Genomic DNA, 13,251 nt, shown 5'->3' on the forward strand with positions numbered 1-13,251 from the left:
TCCCTTGCGCGCCGCTCTCCGTCTCGGGCGCGGGCGCATGGTCGCGCGGGACTTTTCCCGCCTCAAGCTCGAGTTCGGCGCCGAGGGCTTGAGCCTCGACGTGGCGGATCTCGGGATCGGCGGGCGCTGGGTGTCGATCGCCTTCAAGGACGAGAACCATGGCGCCTTCAGCCGGGTCGAACTGACGGCCGTCGTCGACGGGCCGGAGGGGCCGGAAGCCACCAGCCTGTCCGAGCGCGCCTTCGGCCACGGGCGTTTCACCTGGCTCGGGCGGCTGCCCGCCGGCACCACCGCCCTGACGCTGACGCCGATGCTCGGCGAGGCGGCTTTGAGCATCGCCGAGTTCACCGTCACGGTGAGGAGCCGCCTCGCGCTGGTCGGCCGGGCGGCCCTGCGCCGGCCCGTCCTCACCGGTCAGGCGCTGTTCTGGCGCGCGGTCGGCAAGAGGGTGCGCTCGCAGCACCGCCTCGCCCGCGCCCTCGTGCCGCCGGGACTCACGGGTTACGACACCTGGGTCCGCCACTTCGACACGTTGAGCGAGGCCGACCGCGTCCGGATCGCCGCCGAAGTGGCGCAGTGGCGCGACGTGCCGCTGATCTCGGTGGTGATGCCGGTCTACAATCCGGGGCCCAAGGTGCTGGAGGAGGCTCTGCGCTCGGTCCGCGCGCAGCTCTACCCGCATTGGGAATTGTGCATCGCCGACGACGCCTCGACCGATCCGGCGGTGCCGCGCCTGCTCGCCCGGGCGGCGGCCGAGGATCCCCGCATCCGGGTCGAGCGCCGGCCCGAGAACGGCCACATCGCGGCCGCCACCAACACGGCGCTGGGGCTGGCGCGGGGCGCCTACGTCGCCTTCATGGACCACGACGACGTGCTGCCGGCCCACGCCCTCTACGAAGTGGCGAAGGCGATCCGGCGCGAGCCGGACCTCGACCTGATCTACAGCGACGAGGACAAGATCGACGCCGAGGGGCGGCGCTTCGAGCCCCACTTCAAGGGCGACTGGAACCCCGAGCTCCTCTACGGCCAGAACTACCTCAACCACCTGACGGTGGTGCGCCGCAGCCTGGTCGAGGCGGTGGGGGCCTTGCGCCCCGGCTTCGAGGGCAGCCAGGACCACGACCTGCTCCTGCGCCTGAGCGACCGGCTCGATCCTGCCCGGGTGCGCCACCTGCCGGTGATCCTCTATCATTGGCGCACCGCGATCGGTTCCGGCACCTTCTCGGATGCGTTCCTCGCCCGGGCCGAGGCGGCGCGGCTGCGGGCGCTGGAGGAGCTGGTGGCGCGGCGCGGCTGGCCGCACCGGGTCGAGCGCGGCCCGCTCGGCTTCAACCGGCTGGTGCGCGCCCTGCCCGATCCGGCCCCCCGCGTCTCGGTGGTGATCCCGACGAAGGACCGGGCCGAGTTGCTGCGCGTGGTCCTCGACGGGTTGCTGACGAAGACCGATTATCCCGACATCGAGGTCGTGGTGGTCGACAACGGCAGCACCGAGCCCTCGGCCACGGCGCTGCTCCGGAAGGCCGCGACCGACGGGCGGGTGCGGGTCCTGGCGCGCCCCGGCCCGTTCAACTTCTCGGGGCTGTCGAACGACGGCGCCGCAGTTGCGAGCGGGCCGCTGCTCCTGTTCCTCAACAACGACATCGAGGTGCGCGAACCGGGCTGGATGACCGAGATGGCCTCGATCGCGGTCGAGGCCGGGGTCGGCGCGGTCGGCGCCAAGCTGTCCTATCCGGACGGGACCCTCCAGCATGGCGGCGTGGTCCTGGGCGTGGGTGGCGTGGCCGGCCACAGCCACCCGGATATCGGGCCCGACGATCCGGGCTATTTCGGCCGCATGGTGATCGCCCAGGAGGTCTCGGCGGTGACCGGCGCCTGCCTGATGATGCGGCGGGAGGTGTTCGAGGCGGTCGGCCGCTTCGATGCCGAGCGCCTCGCCGTGGCCTTCAACGACATCGATCTGTGCCTGCGGGTGCGCAAGGCCGGCTACCGCGTGATCTGGACGCCGCACGCCGCCCTGACGCACCACGAATCGAAGAGCCGCGGCAAGGAGGACACGCCCGAGAAGCGCGCCCGCTTCGAGGCCGAGGTCGCCACCATGACCGAGCGCTGGGGGCCCGAACTGCGCAACGACCCCTATTATAACCCCAACCTCGCCCGGGCGAAGGCGCTGTTCCGGCTCTGGTGACCGCCCGGCCGTTGCTCGTTTTGCACTGCAACGCTACAGCGGTGCCCGCGGGCGCCGGGCCGCGCGGCTGCCGGGAGGACGTGAGATGCGCGTTGCGATGGTGGGAGCGGGCTATGTCGGCCTGGTCTCGGGGGCGTGCTTCGCGGATTTCGGCCATACGGTCGTGTGCGTCGACACCGCGCCGGAGAAGATTACCGCCCTGAAGGACGGCCGCATCCCGATCTACGAGCCTGGGCTCGACGCTCTGGTGGCCGAGAACGTCCGCCAGGAGCGCCTGACCTTCACCACGAACCTCGCCGAGGCGGTGGCCGGGGCCGATGCGGTGTTCATCGCCGTCGGCACGCCGTCGCGCCGCGGCGACGGCTTTGCCGATCTCTCCTACGTCTATCAGGCGGCGCGCGACATCGCCGGGGCGGTCACCGGGCCGACCGTCGTCGTCACCAAGTCCACCGTGCCGGTCGGCACCGGCGACGAGGTCGAGCGCATCGTCCGCGAGGCCCGGCCGGACATCGCCATCGCGGTCGCCTCGAATCCGGAATTCCTGCGCGAGGGCGCGGCGATCTCCGACTTCAAGCGCCCCGACCGTATCGTCATCGGCGCCGACGACCCGAACGCCGCGGCGGTGGTGAGCGAGCTCTACCGCCCGCTCTACCTCAACCACGCCCCGATCCTGGTGACGAGCCGGCGCACCGCCGAGCTGACCAAGTACGCGGCCAACGCCTTCCTCGCCACCAAGATCACCTTCATCAACGAGATCGCGGATCTCTGCGAGCAGGTCGGCGCCGACGTGCAGGAGGTCGCCCGCGGCATCGGGCTCGACAACCGCATCGGCCGCAAGTTCCTGCATGCCGGTCCCGGCTACGGCGGCTCGTGCTTCCCGAAGGACACGCTGGCACTGGTCAAGACCGCGCAGGATGCAGGCAGCCCGGTGCGGCTCGTCGAGACGGTGGTGGCGGTCAACGACAGCCGCAAGCGCGCCATGGCCCGCAAGGTCGTGGCGGCTTGCGGCGGATCGGTGCGGGGAAAGCGGATCGCGGTGCTCGGCCTCACCTTCAAGCCGAACACCGACGACATGCGCGAGGCGCCGTCCCTGTCGATCATCACCGGCCTGCAGGATGCCGGCGCCAGGATCGTGGCCTACGACCCGGAGGGCGTGGAGCAGTCCCGCCCGCTGCTGGCCGAGGTCGAGTACGCCGCCGATCCTTACGCCTGCGCGGCCGGGGCGCACGCTCTCGTGATCGTGACCGAATGGGACGCGTTCCGGGCCCTCGATCTCAAGCGCTTGCACGGCGCAATGGCCGAGCCGGTGCTGGTCGACCTGCGCAACGTCTATCGGCCCGAGGATGCCCGCCGGCACGGCTTCACCTATGCCAGCGTCGGCCGGCCCTGACCTGCGAGTTGAGCCCGGGATGGCGCAGCGTTTCCGTCGCGGTCATCAGACGGCGTGCTACGCCGTCGAGAGTTTTTCCGATACCCGTTCCACCGATCGCCGGGAGCCCGCCGATGCAGACCTTCTTCGTCGAGATCAAGTGCCGCCTGGGCAAGACCTATACCGTGGCTAGCGCTCTGGCCGATCGCGAGATCGCTTCCGAGATCTATTCCACCGCTGGTCATTACGACGTCCTGGCCAAGTTCCACGTCGATGACGGGGTGGATATCGGGCATTTCGTGGCCGAGCATGTGCAGACCATCGCGGATATCCAGGATACCCGCACCATCATCACCTTCAAGGCATTCTGACCGCAACCGCTGGAGCATTGTCCGACGGAGCGGAGACCGGTTCGTCGCGGAAAATGCGGAAAAATCAAAGACCTGGAGCACGGCCCGATTGCGACGCGATCGGGCCGTGCTCGAGCGCGGGCGGTGCCCGCGCCGGTCTGCCCCAATGCGACCCGATTCATCGGGTCTAACGCATCTGGCGCGCCCCGGTCCGGCCCGGGTCGCGTCAAGCTCGATCGGATGGTGTGCGGGGTCTGGCAAATCTTCTCAATGACAGTGTTGTGTCGCGTGTAAGGGCTTTGTGCCTGGTCGTGCGGCAGGACTTTGACTGATGAAGGGATGTCACACTTGGACCAAGTCTTGCTTCTTCGGGATGGCCCGCGCCGTTCCGGGGTTGGCGCGGCGCGGCCCTCATACTATGGGTTGGGTTGAATGCCCGGGTGCGGCGCCGCCGCGTCCGGTCCTCCGTAAATGAGCGTGTAGCGAATCGAACGTGACACAGCGTCCTGACATCGCGATCATCGGTCGGGCCTGCCGGCTTCCGGGCGCCTCCGGCGTCGACAGCCTCTGGCAGATGCTCATCGAGGGACGGTGCGCCGTCTCGCGCATCCCGGAGGACCGGTGGTCCCTGGAGCGCATGGGCCACCCCCGGGCGCAGGAGCGCGGCAAGAGCTACACCTGGGCTGCGGGCGTCATCGACGATCCGTGGTCGTTCGACCCGTCCGTGTTCGGCATCTCCCCTCGCGAGGCCGAGCAGATGGACCCGCAGCAGCGCCTGCTGCTGGAACTGACCTGGGAAGCCCTGGAGAGCGCGGGCCTGCGGCCGTCGGCGGTGGCCGGCAGCCCGATCGGCGTGTTCGTGGGCGCGTCCTCGCTCGATTACGGCAACCTGCGCGTGCTCGACACCGCCTCGGGCGACGCCTACGCGGCGACCGGCAACACGCTGTCGATCCTGTCGAACCGCATCTCCTACATCTTCGACCTGAAGGGGCCGAGCTTCACCCTCGACACCGCCTGCTCGTCGTCCCTCGTCGCGCTGGACGCCGCGGTCGCGGCGATCGCCTCGGGGCGGATCGACACGGCGGTGGTGGCCGGCGTCAACCTGCTGGTCAGCCCGTTCAACTTCGTGTCGTTCTCCAACGCCTCGATGCTGTCGCGCACCGGCCTGTGCCAGGCCTTCTCGGCCAGCGCCGACGGCTACGTGCGCGCCGAAGGCGGCGTCGTCCTGGTGCTGCAATCAGCCGCCGCCGCCGCCCGCAACGGGTCGACGGTGCGCGGCGTGATCGCCGCCTCGAAGGTCAATTCGGACGGGCGCACCACCGGCATTTCCCTGCCGTCGGGCTACGCACAAGGAGCCCTGCTGGAGGAGATCTACCGCGAGGCCGGGGTCGCCCTCGACGCGATCACCTTCATGGAGGCGCACGGCACCGGCACTCCCGTCGGCGACCCGATCGAGGCCGGCGCCATCGGCGGCAAGCTCGGCCGCGGCCGCGCGACGCCCCTGCCGATCGGCTCGATCAAGACCAATATCGGCCATACCGAGCCGGTCTCCGGCCTCGCCGGCCTGCTCAAGGCCAGCCTGGCGCTGGAGCACGACCTGCTGCCGCCCTCGCTGCACAGCGCCGAGCTCAACCCGGCGATCCCGTTCGACGAGCTGAACCTCGCGGTCAACCGTACGCTGCTGCCCCTGCCCCGTACCGGCCAGGCGCGCTTTGCCGGCGTCAACTCGTTCGGCTTCGGCGGCACAAACGCCCACGTCATCCTGACCGACCCGGCGCCGGTCGCGGTCGCCGCGGCCTCGGCGCAGCCGGCAGCGGAAGTGCTGCTGGTCTCGGCCCAGACCAAGGCGGCGCTCGCCGACCTCGCCCAGGATTACGCGACCCGCCTCGACGGCGCGGATGCGGCCGAGATCGCCCGCGTCGCGGCGGCGGCGGCGCATCGCCGCGAGCGCCTGCCGGTCCGCGCCGCGATCCCGCTGCGCGACCTCGATGCGGAAGCCGTGACCGAGGCCCTGCGGGCCATCGCCGAGGGTGAGGAGAGCCCTGCGGCGGTCGTCGCAACCGCGGTCGAGCGTGCCGGCGGCGTCGCCTTCGTGTATTCGGGCAACGGCAGCCAGTGGGCTGGGATGGGCCGGGATGCCTATGCCCTCAACCCGGTCTTCCGCGCCCGCTTCGACGAGGCCGATGCGCTGTTCAAGCCGCTCGCCGGCTGGTCGCTGAAGGACGCGCTCTTCGCCGACGACCTGGAGAAGCGTCTCGCGCTGACCAGCGTGTCGCAGCCGCTGATCTTCGCGATCGAGGCCGCCTCCACCGCGGCGCTCAAGGCCGTCGGCCTGACGCCGACCGCGATCGTCGGCCACTCGGTCGGCGAGATCGGCGCGGCGGAGGCCGCCGGCATCCTGACGCTCGAACAGGCGGTGAAGGTCATCTTCTACCGCTCGAAGCACCAGGAGGCGACCCGCGGGCTCGGCACCATGGCGGTGCTGCTCGCCCCCGTCGAGGAGGTGCAGACCTTCCTCGCCGATTACCCCGAACTGGATATCGCCGCCTATAACAGCCCGAAGGCCGTGACGGTGGCGGGTCCCGTGGCGGCGATCGACGCCGCCATGAAGGCGCTGGCGCGCAAGCGCCGCCGCGGCCGCAAGCTCGACCTCGACTACGCCTTCCACGGCCGGCTGATGGACCCGATCGAGGCGCCGCTGCGGCGCGACCTCGCCGGGCTCAAGCCCTCCGCCGGCACCGTGCCGCTCGCCTCGACGGTGACCGGCGACGTGCTCGTCGGCACCGCCTTCGACGCCGGCTACTGGTGGCGCAACATCCGCGAGCCGGTGCGGTTCAGCGCGGCGGTCCAGGCCGCGGCGCAAGCCGGTGCCCGGATCTTCGTCGAGGTCGGCCCGCGCCCGACCCTGCTGCCGCATATCGGCGACTGCCTCGAGCCGCTCGGCCTCGACGGCGCCACCGTCGGCGTGCTGCCGAAGAAGACCCTGGAGGTCGACCCGTTCCGCCGCGCGCTGGCGGCGGCGCTCGCCGCCGGTGCCGCGATCGACGAGGCGGTCGCCTTCGGCGCCGATCCGGCGGGCAGCGTGGCGCTGCCGCACTACCCCTGGCAGCGCAAGGTCTTCCGCCTGCCTGAGACCACCGAGGCGGTGAACCCGGCGAGCGCCCGGCCCTACCATCCGCTGATCGGCGCCCGCCAGGGGCCGGACGGGCTGGAATGGCTCGCCCATCTCGACGTCGCGACGGTGCCGGAACTCGACGACCACCGCATCGACGGCCAGGCGATCCTGCCCGGTGCGGGCTTCGCCGAGATGGCTTTGGCGGTCGGCCGCGAGATCGTGCGCTCGGAGAGCGTGACGCTGGCGGATCTCGAGATCCAGCAGCCGATGGTCTTCGCCGAGGAGGCGGTGCGCGAGGTGCTGTGCCGCTTCTCGCCCGGCGCCAACCTGGTGCAGATCCTGTCCCGGCCGCGCCTGAGCCAGGCGCCCTGGCAGCTCCACGCCGTCGCCAAGCTGGTCGAGGGCGAGACGCCGCTGCCGCCGCGCCTGACCGGCCGCGACATGGCCGCCCTGCCCTCCGAGACCACGGTCGACGGCGAGGCGCTCTATGCCCGCGCCAAGGCCTCCGGCCTCGGCTTCGGCCCGTCCTTCCGCCAGGTCGCCCGCTCGGCCCGGCTCGACGATGCCACCATCGTCTCCGATCTCGTGCCCGCCGAGGCCCATGCCCGCTACGGCGTGGTGCCGGCGCGCCTGGATTCCTGCTTCCACGGCCTGATCCTGCTCTTCGCCGACCTTCTCGGCGAGGCGGCGAGCCGGGCCTACGTGCCGATCCGCTTCGGCGAGATCCGGCTCGTGCGTCCCGGCGCGGCGATCGCCCGGGCGGTGATCCGCACCCGGCGCTGCAACGAGCGCAGCATCCTGGCCGACTTCACCCTGGTGGACGAGGCCGGCGAGGTGATCGCCACACTGCGCGAGGGCCGGTTCCAGGCCCTGCGGATGAAGGGCGGCAACGACCTCGACGCCTTCGCGATCCGCCAGTTCACCGAACTCGCCACCGAGCCGACGGCGATCGCGCTGGAGCCGCAGCCGGCCGTCGCGGCCCTGGTCCGTCGCCAGGCCGGTTCGGTCACCGCCACCGGCGAGGCGGCACTCGGCGCCGGTCACATGCTGCTCGAAGGCTGGGCGACCTCGCTCGCCGACCGGCTCGCCCGCGGCCTCGCGGTCGGCAGCGTCGTCGACGTCGCGGCCTCGCGCCGGCTGCCGGCGGCGCTTCGCCCCTGGCTCGTCAACCAGCTCCTGGCGCTGGAGGTCAGCGGGCTCGCCGATGCCGCGGGCGACGGGCGCTGGCGCCTGCGCGCCGACGTGACGCTGCCCGAGCCCGACGAGATCATGCGCTGGATCGCGGCGGATCATCCGGAGCTGTCGGCGGAACTCCTGCTCTGCGCCGATCTCGGCGCCGTGGTCTCGCGGGTGCTGGCCGGCTCCCTCGCCGACGCGCCGTCCCTGCCGCAGGCGGCGCTCGACGCCTTCTCGTTGCGCGGCGCCACCGTCCGGGCCTCGGCCGACACGGTGATGCGGCTCCTTGACGACAGCGTCGCGTCGCTGCCCCGCGACCGGGCGCTCCGCCTGCTCCAGGTCGGGTTCGGCCCGCTCTCGGCCCAGGTCGCGACCTTCGCCGGCCTCAACGAGGCGCGCCTGACGGTGTTCGAGGCCGACCGGCGTCTCGCCGAGCGCGCCCGCCTCGCCCTGCCCGCCGGCGTCACGATCGTCGAGGATCCGGCGGCCCTCGGCCACGCCGCCTTCGACGCGGTACTGGCGAGCGACGTGCTCCACCGCGCCTCCCGCGACCTCCTCAGTCCCCTGGCGTCGAGCCTCGCGGCCGGCGGCCTGTTCGCGGCGGTCGAGCCCGGCGCCTCGCTGTTCCGCGACATGGTGTTCGGCCTCGATGCCGGCTGGTTCGAGTCCCACGGCGACGTGCCGGTCGGCCGCCTCGACGACGTGGCGGGCTGGCAGCGCTCCTTGAGCGCCGTCGGCCTCGTCAAGGTCGCGGCGGACCGCGCCGTCACCCGCAACGGCAACGATCTCCTGCTGCTGGCGGAAGCCCCGCCCCGGCCGAAGGCCGCCGCCGGCCAGACTTTCGCCTTCGTCATCGGCTCCGAGGACGAGTTCGCGGCCGAGACCGCGTCGTCGCTCGCCACGCTGCTCGTGGCGAGCGGGGTCCACGTCTCGATCATCCTCGATTCCGAGGCCTCCTTGCGCGAGCTGGAGCGCGAGACGCCCGACACGGTGGTCTATCTCGCCGGCGCCTTCAACCGCGGCGGCGAGCCGGCCGAGCGGCTGCGCGAGCGTTGCCTCGGGCTCAAGCGCTGCGTCGAGCATCTCGGCACACGTCCGACCCGGCTCTGGGTCGTCTGCCCCGGCGCCACCCGCGACCGCGGCGGGCTCGCCTGCGGCGTCGAGGCCGGCATCTGGGCCTTCACCCGGACGCTTGCCAACGAAGTGGCCTCGCTCGACGTGCGCCGCATCGACCTGTCGACGGCGATCTCCTCGAAGCGTGCCTCGGAGCGCCTGCGCGACCTGATCCTGTCCGGCACGCCCGAGACCGAGATCGTGGTCGACGACGACGCCACCCGCGTCGTCCGCTTCTCGCAAGGTGCGCGCCCGGCCCGGCGTTCCGGCCCGGCGGCGCCGGCCGCGCGGCTCGAACGCAGCACCACCGGCGGCCTCAACGAGATGCATTGGGGCCCGGCCGAGCGCGTCGCGCCCGGTCCCGGCCAGATCGAGATCGCGGTCGAGGCCACCGGCCTCAACTTCCGCGACGTGCTCTGGGCCCTGTCGATGCTGCCCGAGGAAATCCTCGAGGACGGCTTTGCCGGCCCGCGGCTCGGCCTCGAATGCGCCGGCCGCGTCGCCGCGGTGGGTGCGGGCGTGACCGCCTTCAAGCCCGGCGACCGGGTGGTGGCCTTCGCCCAGTCGGGCTTCTCGACCCACATCGTGGTGCCCGAGATGGTCGTGGCGGCAGCACCCCAGGGGCTGTCCTCCGAGGCCGCCGCCACCACGCCGGTGGCCTTCCTCACCGCCTTCTACGGCCTCGTGACGCTCGCCCGCCTCAAGGCCGGCGAGTGGGTGCTGGTCCATGGCGGCGCCGGCGGCGTCGGCCTCGCGGCGCTCCAGATCGCCCGGATGCGCGGCGCCCGGGTCATCGCCACCGCGGGCTCGAACGAGAAGCGTGCGCTCGTCAAGGCGCTCGGCGCCGAGCATGTGCTCGATTCCCGCTCGCTCGCCTTCGTCGACGACATCCGCCGCATCACCGGCGACGGTGTCGACGTGGTGCTCAACAGCCTGTTCGGCGAGGCGATGGAGCGCAGCCTCAATGCGTTGAAGCCCTTCGGGCGCTTCGTCGAACTGGGCAAGCGCGACTACGTCGCCAACACCCATATCGGCCTGCGGCCATTCCGTCGGAACCTGTCCTATTTCGGCGTCGACCTCGACCAGCTGCTCCAGTTCCAGCCCGATGAGGGCAAGCGGCTGTTCCGCGAGGTGATGGCTCTGTTCACCGACGGCAGCCTGAAGGCGCTGCCCTATCAGCCCTTCGCCGCAGAAGAGGTCTCGGACGCGTTCCGGCTGATGCAGCAATCGGGTCACATCGGGAAGATCGTGATCGCGCCGCCGAAGGCCGGCACGATCCTGGCCGAGACGACGAAGCCCTTCGTGGTGGCGCCCGACCGCGTCCACCTCGTCACCGGGGGCTTAGGAGGCTTCGGCATCGAGGCGGCGCGCTGGCTCGCCGAGCGTGGTGCGCGCCACATCGCCCTCGTCGGCCGCAAGGCGCCGACCGGCGAACCGGCGCTCTCGACCATCGCCGAGCTCAAGGCCCGCGGCGTCGCCGTCCAGGTGGAATCCTGCGACATCACCGACCGCGCCTCGGTCCAGCGCCTGCTGGAGCGGGTGGAAGCCAAGGGCGTGAAGCTTGCCGGCATCATCCACGGCGCGATGGTGCTGCAGGACGGCCTGATCGCGAACCTCGATCCGGCGGCGCTGGAGGCGGTGATCGCCCCCAAGGTGATCGGCGCCGGCCATCTCGACGCGCTGACCCGCGACCGGGCGCTCGACTACTTCGTGCTGTTCTCCTCGGCCACGACCTTCATCGGCAATCCGGGCCAGGGCTCCTACGTCGCCGCCAACGGCTTCATGGAGGGTCTGGCCCGCCAGCGCCGCCGCCTCGGCCTACCGGCCCTGGCGGTGGCCTGGGGCGCCATCGGCGATGTCGGGGTGCTCGCCCGCAACAAGGCGGTGATGGAGACCCTCGCCGGCCGCGTCGGGGTGACCCCGGTCGATGCCCGCAAGTCCCTCGACCTGATGGCCGAGGCGCTGGGCGTGCAGGGCACGGCGCCCGACGACGCGGTGATCGCCATCGCGGCGATGCACTGGGGCAAGGCCCGCGAGCGCCTCGCCACCCTGCGCTCGCCCAGCTACGCCAGCCTCGGCTCGGAGCAGCAGGCGGAGGCCGGCGGCCAGGTCGCGATCAGCATCGCCGGCTTGCTCCGCGCCCACGACCTCGACGACGTCCGCAAGACCGTGGCGGATGCCATCGTGGAGGACATCGCCCGCATCCTGCGCCTGCCGAAGGACGACATCAGCCGCGTGCGCCAGCTCTCGGAGATCGGCCTCGACTCGCTGATGGGCGTCGAGCTCGGCGCGAGTCTGCAGGAGCGCTTCGGCCTCGACGCGCCGCCCTCCGGTGTGTCGAGCGGCCAGACCGTGACCGAACTCGCCGACACCCTGATCCAGTCGGTGGCGGCCCCGGTCGACGAGAGCGCGGCGGCGGTGGTCAGCCTGTCGCAGCGCCACGGCGGGGTCGAGTCGGCCGATGCCGAGGCGCTGCAATCCCTCCAGGCGCTGGTCGAGAAGAACAGCCAGGACATCAAGGTCATCACCCAATGAGCAGCGGATCCTCCCACGGCGCGGGCGGGCGCGAGGCCCTGGCGGGCTTCGTCGCCGCCCGCCTCGGCAAGGCTCCCTCCCGCCCCGCCCCGGTCCGGCCGGCGCCCAAGCCGGCTCTGGCCCAGGCCCAGAGCTTCGACAGCCTGCCGGCCTACAAGGAGCTGAAGCTCCAGCGCTCGGCAGCCGACCTGATCGGCCTCGGCAACCCGTTCTTCCGCGTCCACGACGCCAAGGCCGGCGCGACGACGCGGATCGAGGGGCGGACCTTCACCAATTTCTCGTCCTACGACTACCTCGGTCTCAACGGCCATCCGGAGGTGAACGCGGCGGCGCAAAGCGCGCTCGCCGAGTACGGCACCTCGGCCTCGGCGAGCCGGATCGTCGCCGGCGAGCGCCCGGGCCATCTCGTCCTCGAGAAGGCGATCGCCGCGCATTACGGCACCGAGGCCTGCGTGGTGATGGTGAGCGGGCACGCCACCAACGTGGCGACCATCGCGGCCCTGCTGGAGCCTGGCGACGTGATCTACCACGACGCCCTGATCCACAATTCGGTGGTCACCGGCGCGCAGCTGTCGGGCGCCCAGCGCCGCAGCTTCGCCCATAACGACCTCCAGGCGCTGGAATCGCTGCTGCACGCCACGCGCCACGAGCATCGCCGGGCGCTGATCGTGATCGAGGGCCTCTACAGCATGGACGGGGACGCCCCCGACCTCGCCGGATTCGTCGCCCTCAAGGAGCGCTACGGCGCCTGGCTGATGGTCGACGACGCCCACGGTCTCGGCGTGCTGGGGAAGGATGGCCACGGCCTGCACGAGCATTGCGACGTGCCTCCCGGCAGCGTCGACATCTGGATGGGCACGCTCTCGAAGACGCTGTCCTCCTGCGGCGGCTACGTCGCGGGGGCCGGCGCTCTGATCGAGCTTCTGAAGTGCACCGCCGGCGGCTTCGTCTACTCGGTCGGCCTGTCGCCGCCGCTCGCCGCTGCCGCCACCGCCTCGCTGGCGCTGATGCGACGGGAGCCCGAGCGGGTGGCGCGACTGCGCCGCAACGGCGCGCTCTTCCTCGCCACCGCCCGCGAGCGCGGCCTCGATACCGGCACCAGCCTCGGCCTCGCCGTGGTGCCGGTGATCCTCGGCGATTCGCTGAAGGCGGTGACCCTGTCCGACCGGCTGTTCAAGCGCGGCATCAACGTGCAGCCGATCATCCATCCGGCGGTGCCGGAGCGCTCGTCGCGCCTCCGCTTCTTCATCACCTCGGAGCATAGCCCCGAGCAGATCCGCGAGACCGTGACGGTGCTGGCGGACGAGCTCGACGAGCTGAATCAGGGCGGGTCGCTGGTCGAGCGGCTGATGTCGCGGCGGGCGTGAGAGGCCGTCATGTCGCCCCGGGGATGCGTAGCAGAACCCGG

General features: G+C 71.7%; 5 protein-coding genes. All 5 read left to right on the forward strand.

The genetic code is table 11. The features are described 5' to 3' along the window. Positions 1–37 precede the first annotated feature (37 nt). The 5 genes from HBB12_RS08145 (at position 38) to HBB12_RS08165 (ending at position 13,210) form a co-directional block, all read left to right on the forward strand. A complete protein-coding gene (locus HBB12_RS08145; protein WP_236992698.1) occupies positions 38–2,185 on the forward strand; it encodes a glycosyltransferase family 2 protein in 2,148 nt (715 codons plus the stop codon). Positions 2,186–2,270: 85 nt separating this feature from the next. Beyond that, the gene (locus HBB12_RS08150) at positions 2,271–3,575 is read left to right on the forward strand and encodes a UDP-glucose dehydrogenase family protein (protein WP_236988881.1); all 1,305 of its coding nucleotides are present in this window, start codon (positions 2,271–2,273) and stop codon (positions 3,573–3,575) included. A 113-nt stretch (positions 3,576–3,688) separates the two neighbouring features. Continuing rightward, positions 3,689–3,925 carry an Lrp/AsnC ligand binding domain-containing protein gene (locus tag HBB12_RS08155; RefSeq protein ID WP_048426071.1) on the forward strand — a complete coding sequence of 79 codons (237 nt, stop codon included), beginning with the start codon at positions 3,689–3,691 and terminating at the stop codon, positions 3,923–3,925. A 472-nt stretch (positions 3,926–4,397) separates the two neighbouring features. Then, positions 4,398–11,843, forward strand: coding sequence for a type I polyketide synthase (locus tag HBB12_RS08160; RefSeq protein WP_236988882.1), 7,446 nt, complete (start codon positions 4,398–4,400; stop codon positions 11,841–11,843). Next, on the forward strand, positions 11,840–13,210 hold the full coding sequence (locus HBB12_RS08165) for an aminotransferase class I/II-fold pyridoxal phosphate-dependent enzyme (protein ID WP_236988883.1): 1,371 nt from the start codon (positions 11,840–11,842) through the stop codon (positions 13,208–13,210). The genes HBB12_RS08160 and HBB12_RS08165 overlap by 4 nt, the downstream gene beginning before the upstream one ends. The last annotated feature ends 41 nt before the right edge of the window (positions 13,211–13,251 follow it).

The organism is Methylobacterium sp. SyP6R, assembly GCF_019216885.1.
Lineage (GTDB): Bacteria > Pseudomonadota > Alphaproteobacteria > Rhizobiales > Beijerinckiaceae > Methylobacterium.

Coding starts and splice junctions, on each gene's coding strand:
- HBB12_RS08155 (WP_048426071.1), top strand. CDS start 3,689: ATGCAGACCTTCTTCGTCGAGATCAAGTGCCGCCTGGGCAAGACCTAT.
- HBB12_RS08145 (WP_236992698.1), top strand. CDS start 38: ATGGTCGCGCGGGACTTTTCCCGCCTCAAGCTCGAGTTCGGCGCCGAG.
- HBB12_RS08150 (WP_236988881.1), top strand. CDS start 2,271: ATGCGCGTTGCGATGGTGGGAGCGGGCTATGTCGGCCTGGTCTCGGGG.
- HBB12_RS08165 (WP_236988883.1), top strand. CDS start 11,840: ATGAGCAGCGGATCCTCCCACGGCGCGGGCGGGCGCGAGGCCCTGGCG.